The 23032-nt window shown below is 69.3% G+C and carries 18 protein-coding genes and 1 pseudogene; 11 read left to right on the top strand and 8 right to left on the bottom strand.

Annotated elements, in window-relative coordinates; translation table 11 throughout:
- The 7 genes from eboE to H4W80_RS11175 all read left to right on the top strand — a co-directional run bounded on the left by eboE (window position 1) and on the right by H4W80_RS11175 (window position 9580).
- The gene (eboE, locus tag H4W80_RS11205) at window positions 1–1113 is read left to right on the top strand and encodes a metabolite traffic protein EboE (RefSeq protein ID WP_192785032.1); all 1113 of its coding nucleotides are present in this window, start codon (window positions 1–3) and stop codon (window positions 1111–1113) included.
- The gene (locus H4W80_RS11200; protein WP_192785031.1) at window positions 1113–2459 is read left to right on the top strand and encodes an alkaline phosphatase family protein; all 1347 of its coding nucleotides are present in this window, start codon (window positions 1113–1115) and stop codon (window positions 2457–2459) included. Before eboE ends, H4W80_RS11200 begins: the two co-directional genes overlap by 1 nt.
- A gap of 232 nt (window positions 2460–2691) precedes the next feature.
- Window positions 2692–4539, top strand: coding sequence for an APC family permease (locus tag H4W80_RS11195; protein ID WP_225963363.1), 1848 nt, complete (start codon window positions 2692–2694; stop codon window positions 4537–4539).
- Window positions 4540–4548: 9 nt separating this feature from the next.
- Window positions 4549–4992: an APC family permease gene (locus tag H4W80_RS11190; RefSeq protein ID WP_225963362.1), complete on the top strand. Its 444-nt coding sequence runs from the start codon at window positions 4549–4551 to the stop codon at window positions 4990–4992.
- A 263-nt stretch (window positions 4993–5255) separates the two neighbouring features.
- On the top strand, window positions 5256–6332 hold the full coding sequence (locus H4W80_RS11185) for a tyrosine-type recombinase/integrase (protein ID WP_192785029.1): 1077 nt from the start codon (window positions 5256–5258) through the stop codon (window positions 6330–6332).
- Between the two features lie 461 nt (window positions 6333–6793).
- Window positions 6794–8941 (top strand): tyrosine-type recombinase/integrase, encoded by a 2148-nt coding sequence (locus H4W80_RS11180; RefSeq protein WP_192785028.1) that lies wholly within the window; start codon window positions 6794–6796, stop codon window positions 8939–8941.
- Complete coding sequence (locus H4W80_RS11175) at window positions 8942–9580, top strand: hypothetical protein (RefSeq protein WP_192785027.1); 639 nt, start codon at window positions 8942–8944, stop codon at window positions 9578–9580.
- A 162-nt stretch (window positions 9581–9742) separates the two neighbouring features.
- Here the strand turns inward: H4W80_RS11175 and H4W80_RS11170 are convergent, their stop codons facing one another.
- Window positions 9743–10741: an SDR family NAD(P)-dependent oxidoreductase gene (locus H4W80_RS11170; RefSeq protein WP_192785026.1), complete on the bottom strand. Its 999-nt coding sequence runs from the start codon at window positions 10739–10741 to the stop codon at window positions 9743–9745.
- A gap of 81 nt (window positions 10742–10822) precedes the next feature.
- Here H4W80_RS11170 and H4W80_RS11165 point away from each other — a divergent pair, with 81 nt between their 5' ends.
- The 3 genes and pseudogenes from H4W80_RS11165 (at window position 10823) to H4W80_RS62620 (ending at window position 12865) form a co-directional block, all read left to right on the top strand.
- On the top strand, window positions 10823–11425 hold the full coding sequence (locus H4W80_RS11165; RefSeq protein WP_192785025.1) for a TetR/AcrR family transcriptional regulator: 603 nt from the start codon (window positions 10823–10825) through the stop codon (window positions 11423–11425).
- Window positions 11426–11652: 227 nt separating this feature from the next.
- Window positions 11653–12024: pseudogene (locus H4W80_RS63525) on the top strand (amino acid permease); the annotation flags it as partial.
- Window positions 12025–12097: 73 nt separating this feature from the next.
- Window positions 12098–12865, top strand: a complete 768-nt coding sequence (locus tag H4W80_RS62620) for an amino acid permease (RefSeq protein WP_264085977.1) — start codon at window positions 12098–12100, stop codon at window positions 12863–12865.
- 9 nt (window positions 12866–12874) lie between these two features.
- Here the strand turns inward: H4W80_RS62620 and H4W80_RS11155 are convergent, their stop codons facing one another.
- The 7 genes from H4W80_RS11155 to H4W80_RS11125 form a co-directional block, all read right to left on the bottom strand.
- On the bottom strand, window positions 12875–13594 hold the full coding sequence (locus H4W80_RS11155; protein ID WP_192785024.1) for a MerR family transcriptional regulator: 720 nt from the start codon (window positions 13592–13594) through the stop codon (window positions 12875–12877).
- A gap of 38 nt (window positions 13595–13632) precedes the next feature.
- Window positions 13633–15057: a serine hydrolase domain-containing protein gene (locus H4W80_RS11150; RefSeq protein ID WP_192785023.1), complete on the bottom strand. Its 1425-nt coding sequence runs from the start codon at window positions 15055–15057 to the stop codon at window positions 13633–13635.
- 132 nt (window positions 15058–15189) lie between these two features.
- Window positions 15190–16671 carry an arabinosylfuranosidase ArfA gene (gene arfA, locus H4W80_RS11145; RefSeq protein ID WP_192785022.1) on the bottom strand — a complete coding sequence of 494 codons (1482 nt, stop codon included), beginning with the start codon at window positions 16669–16671 and terminating at the stop codon, window positions 15190–15192.
- 3 nt (window positions 16672–16674) lie between these two features.
- Entirely contained in the window at window positions 16675–18798 is a 2124-nt protein-coding gene (locus H4W80_RS11140; RefSeq protein ID WP_192785021.1) for a glycoside hydrolase family 43 protein, read from the bottom strand.
- A gap of 3 nt (window positions 18799–18801) precedes the next feature.
- Window positions 18802–19611, bottom strand: a complete 810-nt coding sequence (locus H4W80_RS11135; RefSeq protein WP_192785020.1) for a carbohydrate ABC transporter permease — start codon at window positions 19609–19611, stop codon at window positions 18802–18804.
- Window positions 19608–20549 carry a carbohydrate ABC transporter permease gene (locus H4W80_RS11130; RefSeq protein ID WP_192785019.1) on the bottom strand — a complete coding sequence of 314 codons (942 nt, stop codon included), beginning with the start codon at window positions 20547–20549 and terminating at the stop codon, window positions 19608–19610. Before H4W80_RS11130 ends, H4W80_RS11135 begins: the two co-directional genes overlap by 4 nt.
- Entirely contained in the window at window positions 20549–21877 is a 1329-nt protein-coding gene (locus tag H4W80_RS11125; RefSeq protein WP_192785018.1) for an ABC transporter substrate-binding protein, read from the bottom strand. Before H4W80_RS11125 ends, H4W80_RS11130 begins: the two co-directional genes overlap by 1 nt.
- A gap of 124 nt (window positions 21878–22001) precedes the next feature.
- Between H4W80_RS11125 and H4W80_RS11120 the strand changes: the two genes are divergently transcribed.
- The gene (locus tag H4W80_RS11120) at window positions 22002–23027 is read left to right on the top strand and encodes a LacI family DNA-binding transcriptional regulator (RefSeq protein ID WP_225963361.1); all 1026 of its coding nucleotides are present in this window, start codon (window positions 22002–22004) and stop codon (window positions 23025–23027) included.
- Window positions 23028–23032 lie beyond the last annotated feature (5 nt).

The raw sequence follows: 23032 nt of genomic DNA, 5'->3' as shown, positions 1-23032 counted from the left end.
ATGAGGCTGCGCCACCCCGACGGCTCGACGATCCACCTCGCCTACTGCACCAACGTGCACCCGGCCGAGGATCTCCCCGGCATCCACCGCCAACTCTCCGGCATCGCCGCGCGGGTCAGAACCCTGCTCGGCGCCGAACGGCTCGGCGTCGGCCTCTGGCTGCCCCGGCAGGCCGCCGGCGAGCTGCTTGCCCGGGGCGACGAACTCGCCGCGCTGCGCGAGCGGCTGGCCTCGCTCGGGCTGGAGGTCGTGACCCTGAACGGGTTCCCCTACCGCGGCTTCCACGACGAGGTCGTGAAGTACCGCGTGTACCAACCCGACTGGGCCGACGCGGAGCGGCTGCGTTACACGCTCGGGCTGGCCGAGATCCTCGCCGCGTTGCTGCCGGACGACGTGACCGAGGGGACGATCTCGACGCTGCCCCTCGCCTGGCGTACCGCATGGACACAGGACAAGGCGACGGCGGTCATGGCCAACCTCGACGCGCTCGCCCAGGGGCTGCGCGCCCTGACCCACCGGACCGGCAAGGTGATCCGGGTGGGCTTCGAGCCGGAGCCCGGCTGTGTCATCGAGGTCACACCCCAGGCGACCGCCCTGCTGAGCGAGGTGGACCACGACTACCTCGGCCTGTGCCTGGACGCCTGCCACATGGCCGTGGGCTTCGAGAAACCCGGCGCGGGCGCCGGCACCGGGCTCCCGATCGTGAAGCTCCAGGCGTCGTGCGCCCTGGAGGCCCCGCCTGGAGCGCAGCGGGCGCTGGCGGCGTTCGACGAGCCCAGGTTCCTTCACCAGACGCGCTCGGCCACCGGATACGTCGACGACCTGGGAGAGGCCCTCGCCGGCGGCCTGCCCGCGGACGAGAGCTGGCGGGTGCACTTCCACGTCCCGCTGCACGCGGACCCGCCCCCTCCACTCACCACCAGCGCCCCCTACCTGCGTGACCTGCTGGACACGCTCCTCGGCGGCCCCGGCCCGCTGACCCGGCACATCGAGGTGGAGACCTACACCTGGAACGTGCTCCCCGGCGCGTCCCCGGATCTCGCCGCCGGCATCGCCGCCGAGCTCGACTGGATGCGAGGCCGGCTGACCTCGCTCGGAATGAAGGAGCAGTGATGGCGCCGCTGGTCGTGATCAATGTCGTCGGCCTGACCCCGCGCCTGCTCGCGCACATGCCGAACGTGGCCAAGGTGGGAACGGCGGCCGCGCTGCGGCCCGTGCTCCCCGCCGTCACCTGCTCGATGCAGGCCACCCTGCTGACCGGCGCGATGCCCCGCGACCACGGCATCGTCGGCAACGGATGGTACTTCCGAGACCTCGGCGAGGTGCTGCTGTGGCGCCAGCACAACGCACTCATCCAGGGCGACCAACTATGGACCGCCGTACCCGGACTGCGCACCGCCAACGTCTGCTGGTGGTACGCCATGGGCGCGGCCACCGACCTGCTCGTCACCCCACGCCCCATCTACCACGCCGACGGCCGCAAGGATCCCGACTGCTACACCCGCCCACCCTCGCTCCACGACGATCTGGAGTCCGCTCTCGGCCCGTTCCCCCTGTTCACCTACTGGGGGCCCAACGCCGGGATCACCTCCTCCGCATGGATCATCGCCGCGGCCCGCCGCATCCTGGCCCGCGAACGCCCTGACCTGCTGCTGGTCTACGTCCCGCACCTCGACTACGACCTGCAACGGCACGGCCCCGACGGACCCGAGGCCATCGCCGCCGCCCGCGCCGTCGACGCCGCGCTCGCCCCGCTCCTGGCCGAGGAGGCCGAGATCGTCGTGCTGTCGGAGTACGGCATCACCCCGGCGTCCCGGCCGATCGACGTCAACCGGGCGCTGCGCACCGCCGGGCTCCTGGAGGTCCACACCCAGGCCGGGATGGAATACCTCGACCCGTGGGCGTCCAGGGCCTTCGCCGTCGCCGACCACCAGGTGGCCCACATCTACGTGCGCGACCCCGCCGACCTCGACCGCACCCGCGCCGTCATCGCCGAACTCGCCGGCGTGGACGAGGTGCTCGACCAGGCGGGCAAGGCCAAGTACGGGCTCGACCACGAACGCGCCGGCGAACTCGTCGCCATCGCCGAACCCGACGCCTGGTTCACCTACTACTACTGGCTCTCCGACGACCGCGCCCCGGATTTCGCCAGGCTCGTGGACATCCACCGCAAACCCGGTTACGACCCCGCCGAGCTGTTCATGAACCCGCGCGACCCGTTCGTCAAGCTCCGCGCCGCCGCGGCCCTGGCCAGGAAGAAACTGGGCTTCCGCTACACGATGCCGGTGGTCCCGCTCGACCCGGCACCGGTGCGGGGCAGCCACGGCCGCCTGCCCGACAGCCCCGACGACGGCCCGCTGCTCATCGGCCCCTTCGACCGCGACCGCTACGACGCGACCGAGGTCAAGGACCTGCTGGCCGGCCTGGTGAGGAAACGCGCCACACCAGAGCCGCGATGAGCTGATGTCGTGCGCGCCTGGCCCCCTCCTCCAGCAGCCAGGCCGGAAGTGATCTTTGCGGGCCGGCCAATTTATACGTTTTCTTGACGCCCTCGCCCCGCCAATGTCCCTTCTGTGCTGAGTAGTGTGCGATGCGGCTTGATGCGGTCTTTACGGAGGGGTGCCCGTTATGGTGCTGGCGAAGCGGCCGGCCGCTACGGAAGGGACCGCGCGTTCCTGGCTGTTGGAGGGTTTGCAGACCGACCGGAAGCAGATCGAGCACGGCCCGCACGCGAAGCACTCGTGGTGGCGGGTGATGTGCCTGACGGGTGTGGACTACTTCTCCACGCTGGGCTACCAGCCGGGCATCGCGGCGCTGGCGGCCGGGCTGCTCTCGCCGCTGGCCACGTTGTTCCTGGTGGCGCTCACGCTGCTGGGGGCGCTGCCGGTGTATCGCAGGGTCGCGGTGGAGAGCCCGTACGGGCAGGGCTCGATCGCGATGCTGGAGAAGCTGGCGCCGCAGTGGTGGGGCAAGCTGTTCGTGCTGGCCCTGCTCGGCTTCGCGGCCACCGACTTCGTGATCACGATGACGCTGTCGGCGGCGGACGCGACCGCGCACATCCTGGAGAACCCGTTCGTGCCGGATTTCCTGGCCGGCCAGCGGGTCATCGTGACACTGGTGCTGCTGGCCCTGCTCGGTGGCGTGTTCCTGATGGGCTTCACCGAGGCGATCGGCATCGCCGTGGTGCTCGTCTTCGTCTACCTGGCGCTGAACGCGGTCGTGGTCGCGACGGCCCTCGTGCACGTGCTGGAGGCGCCGCAGGTCGTGGTGGACTGGCAGCGCGCGCTGAGCCTGGACTTCTCCAGCCCGCTCGTCATGATCGGATTGTCGCTGCTGGTGATGCCGAAACTGGCCTTGGGCATGTCCGGCTTCGAGACCGGGGTCGCGGTGATGCCGGTGGTCAAGGGTGACATGGAGCAACGGGTGAAGGGCACCCGCAGGTTGCTGACCACCGCGGCGTTGATCATGAGCGTGTTCCTCGTCTTCTCCAGCTTCGTCACCACCGTGCTCATCCCGCACCAGGAGTTCGAGGACGGTGGCAAGGCGAACGGCCGGGCGCTGGCCTATCTGGCGCACGAGTATCTGGGCGACTGGTTCGGCACCGCCTATGACGTCTCCACGATCGCGATCCTGTGGTTCGCCGGGGCCTCGGCGATGGCCGGGCTGATCAACCTGGTGCCGCGCTACCTGCCGCGTTATGGCATGGCGCCGGAGTGGACGGGCGCGATCCGGCCGCTGGTGCTGGTGTTCTCGGCGATCGCGTTCGGTATCACGATCATCTTCGACGCCGACGTGGACGCCCAGGGCGGCGCGTACGCCACCGGGGTGCTCGTGCTCATGCTGTCGGCGGCCGTGGCGGTGACGCTGTCGGCGTGGAAGAAGCGCCAGCAGGGGGCGACGGCCGGGTTCGCGATCATCGCGGCCGTGCTGGGCTACACCCTGGTGGACAACGTGATCGAGCGGCCGGACGGCGTCAAGATCGCCTCATTCTTCATCGCGGCGATCATCGTCACCTCGTTGATCTCCCGGGCGACCCGCTCCACCGAGCTGCGGGTCACCGAGGTGCACCTGGATTCGCTGGCCGAGCGGTTCGTCAACGACGCGTGCGGTGAGATCCACGTGATCGCCAACGAGCCGAACGCGCGCGACCAGGCCGAGTACAACGACAAGCTGCGCGAGACGTGGGCCACCCATCGGCTGCGCAGCTCGGAGCCGGTGCTGTTCGTGGAGGTCTCGGTGCCGGACGCCTCGGAGTTCGAGACCGAGCTGCACGTCAAGGGCGAGGAGCGGTACGGCCACAAGATCCTGACCATCGAGAGCTCGGCCGTGCCCAACACCCTGGCGGCGCTGCTGCTCTACCTGCGCGACCGGACCGGGGGAGTGCCGCACATCTACTTCCACTGGACCGAGGGCAATCCGGTCGTGTCGATGCTGCGGTACCTGGTCTTCGGCGGCGGTGACGTCCCGCCGCTGACCCGGGAGGTCCTGCGGCAGGCCGAGCCGGACCCGGAACGCAGGCCGCGCGTCCACGTCGGCTGACCAGCCTTCGTGAAGACTCCCACCGCCAAGGAGCCCGCTGATACCGGTGAACGGCATCGGCTGTCCGTCATCGGCGGGCTGGCCGCGCTGTCCCTGGACGCGATGGCGTCGGTGGCGTACGGGCCCGAGGCGATCGTGCTGGTGCTGGCCCTGGCGGGCGGCGCCGGGCTCGGGTTCACCATCCCGGTCACGCTGACCATCGCGGGCCTGCTGGCCGTGCTCACCCTCTCCTACCGGCAGGTCATCGCCGCCTTCCCCGACGGCGGCGGCGCCTACGGGGTGGCCAGGACCTACCTCGGCCGCCGGGCCTCCCTGGTGGCGGGGGCCTCCCTGGTCATCGACTACGTGCTCAACGTCGCCGTCTCGGTCGCCGCCGGGGTGGCCGCGCTCACCTCGGCCTTCCCCGAGCTGCTGCCTTCTCTGAACCAGAGCATGGTTATGACCCACTGGTAGTCCTGTCATACCAGGAGCCCAGTGGGTGGAGCCGTGCCGAACTGCATTGATCCACACGTGACCGGGCTTCCTGCCGAGCCTCAGTTGTCAGGGTCGGAGGTGCGAACGTCGCACATCCACAGGCGCAGGCCACTAGTGTTACCGAAGTGTCACGGGATGTAACTGTCGATCCTTGGCCGACGGACGTCGCTCGTGTTGAGGTAGGACAGGGGCTGGCCTACTGGACGGTGCTCAGCGGACCCACGTTGGCTCCGGTTCTGCCTATGGATCATTACCTGCGTCACTTACGGTTCGGGCGCGGTCGAGCGGAGTCGACGACCAAGTCCTATGCCGGACACCTCAAACGGTTCGAGCGATGGCGTCAAAGCCGTGGCCTGACGTGGGAGGAAGCTGCTCGCGACATTGCTGGGCATCTCATTGAGCGGCGGATCACACCGCGGGCTCACCCGGGCAGGGGCCGAGGACGTGCGCCAAGCGATGCCGCGCTGGGGCCGGCCCTGGCTGCCATTCATGGGTTTTACCGGCATGCTGCGGATGTCGGCGAGGTTAATGATCAGGTCTTGCGCCTGCTGTTCGAGGTTATTGAGGGTGACCGCCTGCCGTATGGGGAGCGGGAACGGTCGCTGGTGCTTCGTCCTCGGCTGCGCGTCGATGCACGGCCGAGCTACTCAGCCCATCTGGGACCGCCGGAGGCTACCGCCGACGAGGTCGCCGCATTGCTGGAGCAGGTGGCGACCGCGCGGGACGCCTGCATGGTGGGATTCCTTGCCGGACTGGGCCTTCGCATCGGTCAGCTCGCCGCCGTCCGTCGCGAGGACATCCACCTGGTGCCGCCTGGCCGGACAGTCCCCGGGTGCGCGTATCGGCACGGCCCTCATCTCCACGTTGTCCGCCGTGATGGCCATCCCCGCGGGGCGATCAGCAAGTCACGAAGTACCAACGTGCTGCCGGTGCCAGGACCGTTGGTGATGCTGTACGCGGGCTGGCTGAACGAGCGGCGGACGATCCCAGCGGCGGCGACGAGTCCGTGGGCGTTCGTGTCCTTCGACGGACCGGCCCACACGGCCGCTGGGCAGCCGTTGAGTACCCGGCGGATCTACGGCATCGTCGTGGACCTGGCCGCTAAGGCCGGGCTGCGCCACATCCATCCGCACATGCTCCGGCACGCCTTTGGCGCTGCCGCCTCGGATCTGGACATCGCAAGGGACGTGCTGCAACGACTCCTCGGCCACGATGCCCTGGCCTCCCAAGAGATCTACCGCCACGCAGGGGCGGCACGGATCGTCGAAGCAGCGACGCTGATCAGTGGCCGTCTCATCGAGGGGCATGATGTTCCATGATCGCGATAGCGACCAGCGAGATCGCGGCAGCCCGTCTCGCTGCTCTGGAGCCGGACTGGGACTACCTGATCGCGCACGGCCTGGATCAGGCGGCCGACCTGCTTCGGTTCCCGGCCGGAGAACCGTGGCATGTTCTGCGTCGCTGTCTTCATCCGGCCTGTGAGCGCCCTTCCGAGAGCAGTCCTTGGTTGTGCCAACGCTGCCTGGCCGCGTGGCGCAAGGCCGGAAGCCCCCCGGATGTCGCGGCGTGGTGCTCAACCGCCCCGGCGCCGCCCGAGAGACGCATCTACGGGGAGAAGCCCTGCGCGGTGGGATGCGAGCGTCCGGCCGAGGCCGCAGGGCTGTGCAAGACTTGCACTACAACGGCCCGTAAGTGCGGATTGACCGCAGAGGAGTACCTGGCGACACGGCCAGAGCCTAGGCCCGGATTTGGCACCTGCCAGGTAACGACCTGCACACGCATGGCCGCCTGGCGCGGGGTTCGACTGTGTAAGCCGCACCAGCGGCAATGGTCGGTTGTGGAGGGGCGGCCCGATCTGGCGTCCTGGGCGGCGAAGGCCGATCCGGTCTGGACGGCCATGGACGAGGTCCCGCTGTCGGGACTTGAGCTCTCCGTTCGGCGACAGGTCCTGGTCGGCTATCAAGAACAGTTGCGCGCCGGCGGCCGTCTCAGTCCCCACCAGGTGAAGTCCGCGATCATCTGGCTCCGGGTCCACCGGGTCGACGACCTGCTGGAGGCTGATCTGCCGGAACGTGGCACGACGACCACCTACCTGCGCGTCTGGAAGCGGGCTCTGCTGCGTCTCGCCGATAGCCCGGAAAAGGCCCGGCGTAGCACCGTGATCCGGCTAGGGACGTTGAACCCGCGGCTGAAGGGCTACGTCCACCTCACCGACATCCAGGCACCTTGGCTGGTGCATCTGGCGCAGGAACAGGCGTGGGCGCTGGCGGCCGCTGGCGCCAGCTCCACCCGCGTCCGGCAGGCCTGTTACGCGCTTCGTTGGTTCGCCTACTACCTGCGGCTCCATCATCCCGACCAAGGCCGCACCGCGCGGAGCGTGGGCCGCGTTGGCGTCATGGGTTTCCTGGAGTGGTTCGCCGAACGGGCACGCGACAGCGAGGACTATCAGCACATGGATGAGACGAATCCGCGGCGGGCCATGATCGCTGAACGAATGCTGCCCAGCCTCGCCGATCCCACGCGAATCCTTCTCGTGACGGCTCAGCTTCACTGGCACTACGTCCGCGCTCTCAAGGATGCCTTTGACCGCCATCGGCAGTGGCTGCATGAGCAGGGCGCTGGCGACCTTCATGTCACTGACGAGGAGGTCCCACCCTGGCCGGAAAAGGACAGAGGGTTCAGCGAAGAAGAAGGACGCTCGGAAGACGCGCTCCCCGAGACGGTCTACCTGCAACTCCTGCGTGAGGAGGCGCTCGCACTCCTGACGCCGGGCGCCCCGCGGAACCTGGTCGAGCTCCAGGCCCGGATCGGCCGCCGACCCTGGGAGATCTTCAACCTGCCGTTCGACTGCCTGAACTTCGACACCATCACGGTGGAGCGGGCCGACGGCACCTTCGAAGATCGTACGTATCCCTTCCTGACCTACTGGATGCAGAAGACCCGGCGTCGTCACGTCCTGCCGTTGCATGACACCGACGCGGCGGTGATCCAGCGGCAGCAGGACTACCTGCGCTGCACTTACCCGGAGTGGTTCGACGACGAGGGCAGGCCCCAGCATCCGGAGATGATGTTGTTCCCGACGCCCCGTCGTACGCGGGCCAACCAGTTCGGGACCCGGCCGCACGAGTCATCGGCCGTCGGCTACTGGCTGGCAGCATGGATGCAGGCTCTCCCGGAGATGCTCGACGAGGACGGCGCACCGTTCGACCGCCGCCGGGTGTTCGCCTACGCATTTCGCCACACCTACGCCCAGCTCCGCGCAGACGCAGGCGTTCCGCTCGACGTCCTTCAAGTCCTCATGGGCCACGAGCTGCCCAGCACCACGCAGGTGTACTACCGGGTCTCTCATCGCCGCCGGGTCGAGGCAGTCCACGACATCGCCGCCCGCTTCCGATTTGACCTCAGCGGCGACCGGATCCGCTCCCAGACCCGCGCTGAGTCCGACGCCGCCCGCCACCGGGCAGGGGTCGGCTCAGTTCCCGTGCCCGGGGGCTCCTGCCACGAGATGAACAACGTCCGCGCGGACGGCAAGGGCTGCCCGGTGTTCTACCGCTGCTTCTCCTGCCATTTCTTCAGTACCGACTTCACCCAGCTCCCGCAGCTCAGAGAGCTGCGCCAGGCCAAGGCCGAGCATCTGGCCCGGCTCCAAGCCAGCTACGGAACCATACTGCGCGCAGGGCCGCTCACCGACGCCAACCTGCGCCTCTTGGCCGAGGAGATTGCCCAGCTCGACACGCTGATCAGTAAATGCGAAGCCGACCTGACCAGCCTGACCGACGACGAACGCCACCAGGTGGAACAGTGGCTCACCGCCCGCGACCGCTACACCACCCTCATCCCGGTCGAAGCTCTGAAGGCCCGCCAACAGCGGCTTGACCAGGCAACCTTCGACCCCATTACCCTCGACGCCCAAGCACGCGGAGCCTGAATGTTCCCACCCGCGGATATGCCGGCACGCGAGGAGATTCTGAACGCTGGCCGGGATGCGGCCATCGCCCGCCGCCGCGCGGAGAGCCAGCGCTGCCGCGACCGCGTGAGCGCCGTGATCGCGACCATGCGGCGAACCCGTACTCCACTCAGCGACGCTGAGATCACCCGCCGAGCCCAGGTCAATGCCCAATACCTCCAGCGACACCGCGACCTCAAAGCACAAGCCGCGAAAGTCCGCGCTGACCTTGAGGGCGACGCCGTCCGCGCCGCCGCTGCTACCCGCACTGAGCACGAGGCTGCCCTGGTCATCGAAAACGCGATGCTCATCGAGCAGAACGCTGAGCTACGCCGCGACCTGAACATCGCTCGCGCCGAACTGCGCGCCATGCGTATCCAGGAACTCGCACGGTCCGCCACCGGTGTTCTCGCTGGGCAACTATCCGACGCGGACGGAACAATCGAGCAGCTCCGTCGCGAACGTGACCGGGCCCTCGCCGAGCTGCGCACCGCAGAAGCCGATCTCGCTGCACTACGCAACCTCAACCAACGGCTAATGATCGAGAACAGTAGGCGCCGTCAGGAGGCCGAGCGGGCCACCGCGGACGTCAGCGATCCGGGGCGAGGTTCGAACAGGTGAAGGGCAATGCTGAGGCTGCCTGCGAGTATGTGTGTTGACGCGCGGGACTGATGCAGAAGCGGAACGAAAGCGCCGCTGTGGTCTCGTGGCCGTGTTGGAGCCGAGCGCATCCGTCCCCGGACCGCGAGACTGAGCACGCGGTCCGGTCGGTGCGCCTTCGCGTCATGTGGAGGCCGTGCCGGTCTCGCCTCCCTGGTCAAGCAAGGCGTTGATCATCTCCTGGAGCTGGGCGCGTCCCACGGTGCCGAGCGCGCCAGTCAGGGCTTGGGCGAGCTTGTCGAACGGGTCGTCCATCGGCAACTCCTTCACCCTCTCGGCCAGTTCCTCCACGCTCCACAGCCCGTCTTTGTGGATATGGCCGCCGAGGGACCAGCCGCGATTGACCGCGACCGTCCCGCCCCGCACCGACAGCACCTGGCCGGTGAGCGGGCAGGCTGAACTGGCCAGGTAGGCGGCAACAGGCGCGTTGACAGCGGGGCTCAGGGGGTCAAACCGGCCCGCCGGCGGTTCCTGACTCATGCCGGGAACGGCGAGGGTGAGCCTGGTGCGGGCCATCGAGGGCGAGATGCAGTTGACCCGCACGCCGTACCGGCCGAGTTCGAGGGCCGCCACGGTGGTCAGCGCCGCGACTCCGGCGTTACCCGCCGCGTAGGAGACCTGCGCGGGCAGCGGGTTGAGCAGCCCGGAGCCGGAGGAGGTGTTGACGACGGCGCGGTCGGCGTGGACCCCTGCGTGGAACTGGTCACGCCAGTGGCGGGCCGCCCAGTGCGTCACCGCGAAGGTGCCCTTGAGCTTGACGGTCAGGACGTCGTCGAAGTCCTCCTCCGACAGGTCGGTCAGACCCATGTTCCGTTCGACGGTCGCGTTGTTGACCACTACATGCAGGTCGCCGAAAGACTGTAGTGCCGTCTCCACCATGCGGCGGGCGCCGTTCCAGTCGGCGACGCTGTCGGTGTTGGGCACGGCCTGCCCGCCGCGGGCAGTGATCTCCTCGACGACCTTCGCTGCCACGCCGGCATCGCCGCCTGTGCCGTCGATGGCTACGCCGGGGTCGTTGACGACGACCTTGGCGCCTTCGGCGGCGAAGAACAATGCCTCCTCTCGCCCGATGCCGCGCCCTGCTCCGGTGATGAGGACGACGCGTCCGTCCAGACTTCCCATGATGACCACCCTTCAATGACTACAGTCTATGTAGCAATTCATAGTATGCATCAATTCGGAAGATGCAATAAACTGCCCCGCATGGTGGAGAAACTCGGACTGCGGGAGCGCAAGAAGCAGCGCACCCGGCAGGCACTGATCGAGGCGGCGGTTCGCCTGTTCGAGAACAAGGGCTACGACCACGTGACCGTGGCTGAGATCGCAGACGCCGCGGAGGTGTCCCCCCGCACCTTCTTCCTCCACTTCCAGGCCAAGGAGGACGTGCTCCTGGCCGACGCCGACCTGCGCGTCGACCTGGCGCTGCAGACAATCGCCGAGCGCCGCGCCGAGGAACGGCTGCCCGAGTTGCTGGTGCGGGCAATGGACCAGATGATCGCCAACGCCTGGGACAGCGACCTCTCTAGCGGACTGGCAGCGCTTCGGACACGGCTGGCGGCCTCGGTGCCGGCGCTGCAGGCCCGGCTGCTGCAGCGTTACCTCACCGCGCAGGCCGAACTGGCCCAGGCGCTGCTGCGGGCATTCCCCGACAGACTCGACGCGATCACAGCCTCCGCCCTGGTCGGCGCGATGGTGGGCGCGGTCAGCGCGTCCGCCGTGACAGCGCTGCAGCGCGGCGACGGACCCGCCGAGGTACGGAATGCCATGAGAGAGGCCATCGCACTGGTGGCGCGATCCGTCACCTGATCACTCTGGGACATACTCCACGACTCCACCGCCCAGGGACTCGCCCCGCAGCCCGTGGAGCGGTTACCTCGGCCGAACTCCGGCCAAGCTTCAACGCCACAGCAGGCGGCACCGGAGGGTATTCAACCGGCGTCTACGGCTTCAGATACGGCCAGTCGGCCGATCCTTCGCCTGACTGGTAGACACGCCGTTGACCAGCCACTACACATCCGAGCGGTTCATAGAAGGTGCCGTACACGGTGTGGCTCTGCCTGGCCGTGCTGGCGCTGGTGACGGCGGTCAACCTGCGCGGGATCGCGCGCAGCGCCCGCGCGTTCATCGCCCCGACCGTGATCTACGTGGGCGCGATCCTGCTCGTCGTCGTGGCCGGGCTCATCCGCCGCGAACCCGCCGTGGACGTCTCCCACCAGGTGAGCGGCCTGCACACGGTGGGGGTGCTGCTGTTGCTGAAGGCGTTCGCGAACGGCTGCGCGTCGCTGACCGGCGTGGAGGCCATCGCCAACGCCGTGCCCTCCTTCAGGAAGCCGCGGGTACGGCGGGCACAGCGGGCCGAGGTCGCCCTGGGCGCCCTGCTGGCGGTCATGCTGCTGGGCATCGCCGCGCTGATCGAGAAGTTCGCCGTCGCCCCGGCCGACGGGGTGACCGTGCTCGCCCAGGTCACGCGGGCCTCGCTTGGGGACGGGGCCGCTGTTCTACGTGGTGCAGTTCGCCACCGTGGCGCTGCTGGCGCTGGCCGCGAACACCTCCTTCGGCGGCCTGCCGGTGCTGGCCGAGCTGCTGGCCCGCGACAACAACCTGCCCCACTTCTTCGCCCTGCGGGCCGACCGGCAGGTGCACCGCTACGGCATCGCGTTCCTGGCCGTCACCAGCGCCCTGCTGCTGATCGTGGCGGGCGGCGAGATGAACCTGCTGGTGCCGCTGTTCGCGATCGGGGTGTTCGTCGGGTTCACTCTGTCGCAGGCCGGCATGGTCCGGCACTGGGTGGGCGAGCGCCCCGCCGGGTGGCGGTGGCGGGCCGGGCTGAACGGGTTCGGCGCGCTGCTGACCTTCGTGGCCGCGATCGTGGTGACGGGCTCGAAGTTCGGCGAGGGCGGCTGGTTGATCGTGGTGGCGCTGCCGCTGATGGTGGCCGGCATGGAGTGGGTCCACCGCTCGTACGCGCGGATCGGCGCCCGGCTGGAGCTGGGCAGGACGCCGTCGCCGCCGCGGCCACGCCGTTCGCTGGTGGTGGTGCCGGTGCACGCGGTCACCCGGCTGACCCGCGACGCGTTGTCGGCGGCGCTGTCGCTGGGCGACCGGGTGGTGGCCGTCAACGTCACCCACCCGGAGGACGAGCGGCAGGCTCGGGCGTTCGTCGAGGACTGGGACCGCTGGGACCCGGGCGTGGAGCTGGTGCAGCTGTTCGACGCCCACCGGCGGATGAGGTTCCGCGTCTCATGAGACCCGCGGCTAGTCCTTCATCAGCTGCCCCAGCCGGTCCCAAGCGGGGGATGAGGCTCCGGGCTGGGACTGCGCGGCCAGTCGCGCGATGGTCGGGTTGTGGACGGGGCGGGTCTCGGACCGGCTGTGGTGCCTGGTGAACCAGTCCCGGGTACGCTCCGCGAGGGCGGGGAGGCGGGGATCGCCCGGCGACCAGTCGTAGGCGGCGTCATGCTCGAGATAGAGGGCGCGGAACTCGGGATCGGTCATGAGCTCGCGCCTTTCGGCGATCCACACGCGGACGTCTTCGGGTGAGGCTGTCTGCATGAGGATCCAGCCGTCGCGTTCCAGGTGTATCTGGCGCTCGCTGACGCCGAGTTCGCGCAACTCGTCGAGATGGTCGGCGACTTCAGGGGTGACGAAGAGCCGGTCGCCGCCGTGCAGCTGGGCGAGTTGATCGCGGGTTCGCCGCAGCTGCTCGATGCGGTCCTGGAGGTTGTGGTCGATCTCGGCGATGGCCGCCGTGAGCGCGTCGGGGCCGGCGTCGAGAACGTCTTTGATGCGGGCCAGCGGCACGCCCGCGTTGGCCAGCGTCCTGATCTTGACGAGGTCGATGGCGTCCTTGGCGGTGTAGCGCCGGTAGCCGGACGAATCGCGGTCGGGCTCGGGGAGCAGACCGCGCTCGTGATAGTGGCGGATGGCCTTGGTGGTCACTCCGGCGTAGTCCGCGAGCTGGCCAATCGTGATCATAGGGGACATCCTTCCAGCCGGCGGGTCAGCCGGGACGATCAGGCCCGTCGAGTCAGGCGGCCGCCCCCGTTGCGGAAGCGCGCCTGGCCGTCGCGGACGTCGTGGTAGGAGACGAGCAGCAGTCGCAGGTATCCGTCGAACGTCTCCAGCGGGTATCCGGCGGGCGCGAAAAGGCCGGGCCGGATCGGTACGTAGCGCTGAGGCGGGGCGGAGGTCATGCCGCCGGCGAACTCGGTGAAGATCCGCTTCTGTGATTCGTCCGCCGGTTCGTACGTCGTCCGCTCCTCGAGCTGACCATCGACGATGCTGACGTCGATGCGGAGCTGATCGGAGCGGTAGGTGCCCACGTACGGGGTGAGGTCGACGTCCTGCTCCGCCTCGGTGACCAGAGCCGGGATCCGGACGCCGAGATGCTCGCTCAGGAGCTGCTGCAGGATCTGGTCCTGCAGCATGATCGCCCCCGAGGCGTTGCCGAAGGCGGTGAAGACCAGGTCGTGTTCGGGCACGACGCACAGGATGGACACGCCACCGGGCGACGCGCCCGACATGGCGAGCACGGTCGTGTCGCCGAACGGGTACCGCACCCAACCCAGGCCCATCGGCGGGACGTTCGGGGTCGCCATGTCGTGCGAGACCTGCTGCATCAGCGCGGTCGACTCGGCCGACAGGACGTGTGCCCCGGATGGGGACACACCGCCCGCGAGGTGGGTGCGTCCGAAGGCGAGCAGATCGGCGACGGTCCCGATCGGCGTGCCGCCGGCCGGCCCCCAGGTGTCAGGCAGCGTGAACATGCCCGTGGGCTTCGCCGCCATGGTCTCGGGGTCCAGGAAGTGGCCGACGGCGGTGCTGCGCAGGATGGCCTGCTCGGCCGAGGTGCTGGAGTCCTTCATGCCGACGGGTGCGTAGATCTCGCGCTCGAGCAGGTCGGGGAAGGGCACGCCGGTCACCGCTTCCAGCAGGCGGCCCGCGACGATCATGCCGCCGTTGGAGTAGCTGAGCTGCTCGCCGGGTTCGAACAGGGTGCCGCAGTCGCTCGCGAGGCCGGTGACGTAGGTCTTCAGGGCGTCGCGGCCCTTGGCGTCGGGGAAGAACAGGTCCGCGTCGATGCCGTTGGTGTGGGAGAGCAGGTGCCGGACCAGGATCTTGTCCGCCGTGCCCGGAACGGCCAGGGCGAATTCGGGAAGGTACTTCACCACCTGGGCGTCGAGGTCCAGCAGCCCACGGTCGACCTGCCGCAGGACCAGCGTGGTGGTCAGGACCTTGGTGACGGAGCCGAAGAGGAATCCGGTGTCTTCGCGCATCGGTGCGCCGGTGGCGACGTTCGCCGTGCCGTGGGCGACGATGATCTGCTCGCCGGCGTGGTGGACGCCGGCGACGAACCCGGGGACGTGGTTGGCCTCGCAGTAGGCGGCGGCCTGCTCGCGGATCCGGGCTTCGACGGTGTGCAGTGCGTTGTCGTTCATGTGAAGTATCGTCGGACCTTGCCCCAGGGGCAAGGTCAAGCCCGGAGCGTGGGCCGCGTTCCAGCGCGAGCTGGAGCGCGGCCCCCACGGAGCGTCCCGGGCTTCCTGTTCACGCGTAGCCCGGTCTGCGAACTATTGCTGGTCGCGCAGACTTTCGCATTCGGCAAGGATCATCGTCCACGAGGCGGCGGGCAGCCGCGCCGTCAGCCGGTCGCCGTCAGCCTGTACGGTCAGCGGCTGCGGAAGGGCCTCCACCCGGTGCGGGTCGTCCCCGGCGGCGATCACCGAGGCCGACAGCGGCCTGACCGCCGCCAGCAGCCGGGCGGTGAGGTCGAGGTCCTGGTCGGGTGACCGGTTGACGGCGAACAGCGCCACCTGGGACCCGTCGATGGTGGCCACCGCCGACAGCGCGGGCGCCTCGCCGTACCGTTCGGTCTCCAGGAGCGGCCCGGACGGCTCCACCCGCAGCACGGTGCCGCGCGCGTGCCGGGCCGTCAGCGCGAACGGGTGGAAGATCGTCTGACGCCAGGCGGGGCCGCCGGGCTCGGTCCTGATCGGCGCGATGATGTTGGCGAGCTGCGCCTGGCAGGCGATGCTCACCCGGTCGGCGTGCCGCAGCAGGGTGATCAGGAAGTCCCCCACCACCACGGCGTCGGCGGCGGTGAAGGTGTCCTCGATCAGCTCCGGCGCCTCCTGGAACGGCGAGCGCTCGCGCCCGGTGAACCGGCTCTGGTTCCAGACGTTCCACTCGTCGAAGGACAGGTTGATCTTCTTCTTGCGCCGGAGCTTCGCCCCGATGTGGTCGGCCGTGGCCACGATGGCCGAGATGTAGCGGTCCATGTCCACGGCGCTGCAGAGGAAGCCGGGCAGGTCGCCGTTCTCCTCGTAGTAGTTGTGCAGCGACAGGTAGTCGACCGCGTCGTAGGCGTGTTCGAGCACGGTGGCCTCCCACGCGCCGAACGTCGGCATCCCGCTGTTGGAGCTGCCGCACAGCACCAGCTCGATGCCGGGGTCGACGAGCCGCATGGCCTTGGCGGTCTCGTTGGCGAGCCGTCCGTACTCGTGCGCGGTCTTGTGGCCGATCTGCCAGGGTCCGTCCATCTCGTTGCCGAGACACCAGAGCCTGATCCCGTACGGGTCGGTCGCCCCGTGTTTGACCCGCAGGTCCGACCACTGCGTACCCGAGGGGTGGTTGGCGTATTCGAGCAGGTCACAGGCCTCCTGGAGGCCCCGGGTGCCGAGGTTGACGGCCATCATCGGCTCCACCCCGGCGGCCCGGGTCCAGGTCATGAACTCGTTGAGCCCGAACGCGTTCGTCTCGATCTGCCGCCAGGCCAGGTCCAGCCGGGTGGGCCGGTCGGGGCCGACGCCGTCCTCCCAGCGGTAGCCGGAGACGAAGTTGCCTCCCGGGTAGCGGACCACGCTCACGCCCATCTCGCGGGTCAGCTCCAGCACGTCGGTGCGGAAGCCGTTGTCGTCGGCGGCAGGGTGACCCGGTTCGTAGATGCCGGTGTAGACGCACCGGCCCATGTGCTCGACGAACGAGCCGAACAGGCGCCGGTTGACGGGGGCGACGCGGAAAGCGGGGTCAAGGGTCAGGTGTGCTTGCGGCACAGGTCAGGCTCCTCGGTAGACGTGTACGTAGTCGAAGTCGGCGTTGACGGCGGGCTGGGCCCCTCCGTGGGCGACCAGGCCGATGCGCACGGCCGTGTCCTTGGGGAAGGTCCACACGCCGCCCCAGGTCCAGGTCTTGCCGTCGCGGCTGGACCCGGCGCGGAACTCGTGCTCCCCGTTGACCGGGTCCACGTGGTGCGCCAGCCGCAGCCAGGTGGTCCTGGCGGGCGGGCCGACGATGTTGCCGCCGTAGGACAGGCGACCGGCGAAGGCCAGCTCGCGGCCGTACTCGACCTGGCGGGTGTTCCAGATGGCGACCTGGGACAGGCGGGCGAAGTCGTCGTCGGAGGCGTAGGCGACCAGCCCGGCCTGCTGGTAGTTGCGCACGGAGTCCTCGCCCAGGTCGAGCGTGACCTTGGTCTCCACGACGTAGTCGCCCTCGGGGGCCTCGCGCAGCAGCACCGATGCCTTGTTGCCGGTCCCCACCAGGTCGGCGCCCTGGACTGGCCAGCGCAGCACGCCCTCCTCGACCTTGGCCGCGGCGTCCTGCCGCACCCAGGTCCAGCGGGAGTCGGGCGGCCCGTCGAACTCGTCGGCGTCCAGCAGCCTGCCCGTACGCGGCGTCGGCGCCGCCTTGGTGACGGCCTTGAACAGCGGGGCGGCGGAGACGTTGTCGAAGTCGGCGCCCCCGTCGGAGACCAGCCCGATCGGGCCGTGCGCGCTGCCCGTGACGGTGACGCTCGCCTGCGGGTCACGGAGCCGGGCCTCGGTCACCTCGGCGGTGATCGTCCGTCCCTTGACGGTGACGGCCAGGTTGTGCCAGGTCGCGGCCCCTCCGGGCAGCGCCACCGTACGGGACGTGCCGCCCGAGGTGAGCGTCAGCCCGTCGCGCGAGACGACCGCGGTCGTGCCGCCGATGCGGATTCCGGCGGACCTGTCCGTCTTGAGGTCGGTCTCGACGCGGACGTCCCCGCCGAGCGACCTGCGGCTGATCAGCGTGCCCTGGCCGCGGACATGTCCATCCTGCACGGTCCAGCCGGCTGGGTTCCGCCAGCCCGACAGATCGCCCGCGAACCGGTCGTCCACGACCCCGCGGGTCACCGGCGTCTCCCGCGACCGCTCGGACGGCCCGGCCCCGGCACGCACGGCCGGCCAGCCGTCGATCCAGTCCAGCCGGTCCAGCAGCATGGGCCGCTCGTTGATCCCGTACGGCTCGTCCAGGAACGGGTCGTTGCGGTCGATGGCGTGGTAGAGCATCCAGTCCTGACCGGAAAGGTCGGTGAGCTGGGCGTGGTGGCCGGTGCCGATGAAGCGGTTGCCGTTCTGGTCCAGGACGGGGGTGCCGCCGGCGCGTGAGGCCAGCAGCGGCACGCCCTCGCGGTCGGTGAACGGCCCGCGCGGGCTGGTCGAGCGCCCGGCCAGCACCGAGTAGCCGGTGGTCGGCCCGGCGCAGCAGTTCGCCGAGGAGCCGAGCAGGTAGTAGTAGCCGTTGTGGCGCACCACGTACGCGCCCTCGAACTTGTTGTCGATCGCGACCTGCTGCGGCTGCCCGACGGCGCGCAGCCCGTCGGCGGACAGCTCGGTCACCCACAGGCCGCCGAAGAACCCGCCGAAGTACAGGTACTTGCGTCCGTCCACGTCCGTGAACTGGGAGGGGTCGATCGTGTTCCAGTACGAGCCGCCCGAGGGGCGCGGGGCGACGACCGGGGCGTCGATGTGCGTCCACGGCCCGGTCGGCGTGGGCGCCGTGGCGGCCCCGATCGAGTAGTCCCAGTTGGCGGGCGTGGTGGCGGTGTCGGTGACGGTGAAGTACATGACGTACCGGCCGTCGAGGTAACGGATGTCCGGCGCCCAGAACAGACTGCCCGGCGCCGCGTACGACGGCAGGTTGTCCGGCCCGAACGCGTCGCCCACGTACGTCCAGTTGACCAGGTCGGCGGAGCGGGCGATCGGCAGCCTGTGCAGGACCTTCTCGCCCTCGCGCAGCGGGTCCGACGTGCCGTAGGAGTACCAGTAGCCGTCCTGTCCGCGGATCACCGACGGGTCGGCGAACGTGTCGGAGAAGGAGCCGGACACCGGATTGGTGAAGAGGGAGAGGATGAGCGTGGCGATGACAGCCAGGTGCATGGGTCAGCCTTTCAGGCCGCTGCGAGAGATGCCTTCGATGACGTACCGCTGGGTCAGACTGAAGAGGATCAGGACGGGGATGCTGGCCAGCACCGCGCCGGCCATGATCACCGGATAGTGGATCGTGTACGCCCCCTGCAGGATCGACAGGCCCGGCGGCAGCGTGAAGTACTCGGGACTGAAGATCACGTAGATCGGCCAGATGAAGTCGTTCCAGTTGGACAGGAAGCTCAGCACGGCCAGCGTCGCCAGCGCGGGCCGCGACAGCGGCAGCGTGATCCGCCAGAAGATGTGCCAGTGGTTGGCGCCCTCCATGAGCGCGGCCTCGTCCAGCTCGCGCGGCAGCCCGAGGAAGAACTGCCGCAGGAAGAACACCCCGAACGCGCCCGCCGCCCCCGGCACGATGAGCGCCGTCAGGCTGTCCAGCCAGCCGAGCCGGTCGACGATCAGGAACTGCGGGATGAGGAAGACGAACCCCGGCACCAGCAGCGTGCCGACGATCATCCCGAACATCAGCTTCTTCCCGCGGAACTCCAGCCTGGCCAGCGCGTACGCGGCCAGCGACGCCACCGCGAGCACCAGCAGCATGTGCCCCGTGGCGGCGATGAGACTGTTGGCGAACCAGCGCAGCACCGGCGTGTCCGTGGTGCCCTGGAACACCGTCCCGTAAGCGGACGTCGTCGGCTCGGCGGGCAGCAGCGTGGGCGGCACCCGGGTGGCCTCGGTCTGCGTCTTGAACGACACGCCCAAGGCCCACACCAGCGGCCCGACGAACACCACGGCGAGGGCCAGCAGGCCCGTGTAGCGCTTCATGGCCGGCTCCTGAACAGCCGGAAGTTGACCACGCTGACCAGGATCAGCAGCAGCGTGAGCAGGTAGCTCATGGCCGAGGCGCTGCCCATCTTGTACTCCCTGAGCCCCTGCTGGAGCAGGTACATGATCGCGGTCCGCGTCTCCCCGCCCGGCGCCCCCTGGGTCAGCAGGTACGACTGCCCGAACATGTTCGCCGAGGCCAGGATCGTCGTCGTCACCACGAAGAGCGCGACGGGCCGCAGCCCCGGCAGCGTGACGTGGACGAACTCGCCCCATCGCCCCGCGCCGTCCACCTTCGCCGCGTCGTACAGCTCGCGCGGGATGTCCTGCATCCCGGCCAGGTAGATCACCGCGTTGAACCCGAGCGTCCACCAGACCGTCACCCCGACCAGCGCGATCCAGGCCCACGGCGTCGCGGTGGTCCAGGGGATCGGCGTGCCGAGTATCCAGTCGACCAGGCCGAGGTTCGGGTCGAGCAGCAGCCGCCACATCAGGCACACCACCGCCACGCCCAGCACGAACGGCGCGAAGAACAGCCCCCGGAACAGCGTCCTGCCCCGGAAGGGCCGGTTGAGCAGCAGCGCCACCCCGAGCGGCAGCACGACCAGGAACGGCACGCTGAACACGGTGAAGATGCCGGTCGCCCGCATCGACATCCAGAAGTCGCCGTAGACGGGCGACTGGTCGTCGAAGAGCGCCGTGTAGTTGTCCAGGCCGACGAACGGCTTGCCCTCGAGCATGTAGTCCCAGTCGTGCAGGCTCACCCAGATCCCGAACAGGGCCGGGGCCAGCACGAACACGGAGAACAAGATCAGGTACGGCGCCAGGAACAGGTACGGCGTCGCCTTGCCCGAGCGGGGAACGCGCACGTCCCGCCCCGGCGGCCCCTCCGCCGCCGCCTTCGCCTTCGCTTTCGCCTTCGCCGAGATCGCGACCATCAGGCGCCGTACTTCTTCCGGTTGGCCTCAAGGATCTTGTCGGCCTTGGCGGCGGCCTCCGTGAGCGCGTCCTTGGGGCTCTTCTTGAGCAGGATCGCCGCGTTGATCGCCTGGTCGACGACCGCGGAGGCGTCCCCGATGCCCGCCACCGACGGCAGGAAGTACAGGTAGTCGATCTGGGTGCCGATCGTGGCCTGTTCCTTCAGCGCCGCGAACTCCGCGCCCTCGCGGATCGACTTGCGCGCCGGCACCTGGCCGCCCTTGGCCCACTCCAGCGAGTGGCCGCTGATCCAGTTGATGAACACCTTGGCCGCGGTCAGCTTGTTCTGGTCGGGCGTGCGCTGCTTGAACACCACGAACTGGTGCGAGCCCGCCCACGCCGCCGGCTTCGACCCGATCTGCGGGAGCGGAGCGACGCCCCACTCCAGGTCCTTGATCTCCTTGAGCGTGTTGATGGACCAGATGCCGTTCCAGTTGAAGGCGGCCTTGCCGTTCTGCAGGGCGATGAAGTCGGCGTCCTGGCCGACGTTCTTGGGGCTGTAGCCCTTGTTGACGAGGTCGACGAGCCAGGTCAGGGCCTGCACGCCGGGGTCCTCGGCGAAGCGCGAGACGCCGGCGTCGTCGGCGAAGAGCTGGCCGCCGTTCTGGTAGAGCAGCGTCCCGAACTGCATGCTTCCGGTGAACGGGAACGGCGTGGCCCAGTGCCCCTGGATGCCCGCCTTCTTCAGCGCCTCCAGCGCCGCCATGTACTCCTCGCCGGTCTTCGGCGGCTGCTCCGGGTCGAGCCCGGCCTTCTTCATGACCGTCTTGTTGTAGAACATGCCGAGCGGGTGCACGTCGAGCGGGATCGAGTAGCGCGCGCCCTTGTAGACGCCGGCCTTCCAGACCGGCGGGGAGAAGTCCGCCTCGGTGAGGCCGAGCGCGTTGGCCACGTCGTCGAGGGGCAGGACGACCTGGCGGGCCGCGTTGGTGGCGACGCTGTCGACGTGCATGATGCCGAGGTCGGGGCCTTGACCCGCGGAGACGGCCGCGGGGACCTTCGCGTAATAGTCTTCCCACTTGTAGACGTTCATCGACACCTTGATGTTCGGGTGCTCGGCGTTGAACTGGTCCACCAGCTTCTTCATGACCGGCCCGTCGCCGCCGGTGAAGCCGTTCCAGAACGACAGCGAGACCGAGGGGCCGGTGTATTCGGTGGGCGCCGCCGTGGTGGCCGGCGCCTGCGCCTGCTTGGGGCCGCCGCCTCCGCCGCAGCCCGCGGCGCCGATGACCAGCGCACCGAAGCCGAGGCCCAGTGCGCGCCGCCTGGAGAGGTTGTCGAGGGACATGCCAGATCACTCCTGCCCATGAGGTTACGGACGTTCTACATCGTTGGTTCCAACGTTGTAAATTGCCTGGCGCCAGTTCGTTACATCGTTGTAAACCAGGTAGGGTTCCGATGGCGAAGGGGGCATGGTGCGGCCGAGGCTGAAGGACGTCGCCGAGCTGGCCGGGGTTTCGATCAAGACCGTGTCCAACGTGGTCAACGACTATCCCCATGTCAGCGGCGAGACACGCGCCCGGGTGGAGGCGGCGATAGCCGAGCTCTCCTACCGGCCGAACCTGTCGGCGCGCAGCCTGCGCGCGGGCCGCTCCGGCGTGGTCGCGCTGGCGGTGCCCGACCTGGACAACCCCTACTTCGCCGAGCTGGCCACACACGTCATCGAGGCGGCCGACCGGCGAGGCTGGACCGTGCTCATCGACCAGACCCAGGGCGACCGGGCCAAGGAACGCGTGGTGATCTCCGGGATCCGCGACCACCTCATCGACGGGCTGCTGTTCAGCCCGCTCGCGCTCACGGGCAAGGACCTGGCCGGGCGCGACGAGCGTACGCCGATGGTGCTGCTCGGGGAGCGCGTCGGGACGGGCCGCTCACCGTACGATCACGTCGGCATCGACAACGTGGCCGCCGCGCGGGCGGCCACCCTGCACCTGGCCGAGCGCGGCAGGCGCAGGATCGCCGCCATCGGCGTGCAGCGCACGGCCGCCGCCGCGACCGGCCGCCTGCGGCTGAAGGGCTACCAGCAGGCGCTCGCCGAGGCCGGCCTCCCCGCCGACCCGTCACTGGTCGCGCCGGTCGCGCGCTGGGGGCGCGCCGACGGCGCCGAGGCCATGAGCCGCCTGCTCGGCTCCGGCGCGCCGGACGCGGTCTTCTGCTTCAACGACACGCTCGCGCTGGGCGCCCTGCGGACGCTGCTCACGCGGGGGTACGAGGTGCCGGGCGACGTGATGGTGATGGGGTTCGACGACATCGAGGACGGCCGGTTCGCCACGCCCACACTGTCGACCGTGGCGCCCGACAAGGCGCTGATCGCGCAGTCGGCGGTGGACCTGCTGGCCGAGCGGCTGGGCGGCGGGACGGACAAGGCGCACGAGGTGTGCGTGCCGCATCGACTGGCGTTCCGGGAGAGCACGGAGATGCCCCGGAAAGGGACGTGAGGCAC

It is taken from the genome of Nonomuraea angiospora, assembly GCF_014873145.1.
GTDB lineage: Bacteria > Actinomycetota > Actinomycetes > Streptosporangiales > Streptosporangiaceae > Nonomuraea > Nonomuraea angiospora.
This window is presented reverse-complemented; position numbering and strand designations above follow the sequence as displayed.

What these genes read in the sequence shown, in the direction of transcription:
- H4W80_RS11170 (WP_192785026.1), bottom strand. Translation starts at nt 10,741, where the DNA reads ATGGGAAGTCTGGACGGACGCGTCGTCCTCATCACCGGAGCAGGGCGC.
- H4W80_RS11155 (WP_192785024.1), bottom strand. Translation starts at nt 13,594, where the DNA reads ATGATCACGATTGGCCAGCTCGCGGACTACGCCGGAGTGACCACCAAG.
- H4W80_RS11150 (WP_192785023.1), bottom strand. Translation starts at nt 15,057, where the DNA reads ATGAACGACAACGCACTGCACACCGTCGAAGCCCGGATCCGCGAGCAG.
- H4W80_RS11180 (WP_192785028.1), top strand. Translation starts at nt 6,794, where the DNA reads ATGGCCGCCTGGCGCGGGGTTCGACTGTGTAAGCCGCACCAGCGGCAA.
- H4W80_RS11125 (WP_192785018.1), bottom strand. Translation starts at nt 21,877, where the DNA reads ATGTCCCTCGACAACCTCTCCAGGCGGCGCGCACTGGGCCTCGGCTTC.
- H4W80_RS11185 (WP_192785029.1), top strand. Translation starts at nt 5,256, where the DNA reads ATGGATCATTACCTGCGTCACTTACGGTTCGGGCGCGGTCGAGCGGAG.
- H4W80_RS11135 (WP_192785020.1), bottom strand. Translation starts at nt 19,611, where the DNA reads ATGAAGCGCTACACGGGCCTGCTGGCCCTCGCCGTGGTGTTCGTCGGG.
- H4W80_RS11165 (WP_192785025.1), top strand. Translation starts at nt 10,823, where the DNA reads ATGGTGGAGAAACTCGGACTGCGGGAGCGCAAGAAGCAGCGCACCCGG.
- H4W80_RS11120 (WP_225963361.1), top strand. Translation starts at nt 22,002, where the DNA reads ATGGTGCGGCCGAGGCTGAAGGACGTCGCCGAGCTGGCCGGGGTTTCG.
- H4W80_RS11200 (WP_192785031.1), top strand. Translation starts at nt 1,113, where the DNA reads ATGGCGCCGCTGGTCGTGATCAATGTCGTCGGCCTGACCCCGCGCCTG.
- eboE (WP_192785032.1), top strand. Translation starts at nt 1, where the DNA reads ATGAGGCTGCGCCACCCCGACGGCTCGACGATCCACCTCGCCTACTGC.
- H4W80_RS11130 (WP_192785019.1), bottom strand. Translation starts at nt 20,549, where the DNA reads ATGGTCGCGATCTCGGCGAAGGCGAAAGCGAAGGCGAAGGCGGCGGCG.
- H4W80_RS11140 (WP_192785021.1), bottom strand. Translation starts at nt 18,798, where the DNA reads ATGCACCTGGCTGTCATCGCCACGCTCATCCTCTCCCTCTTCACCAAT.
- H4W80_RS11175 (WP_192785027.1), top strand. Translation starts at nt 8,942, where the DNA reads ATGTTCCCACCCGCGGATATGCCGGCACGCGAGGAGATTCTGAACGCT.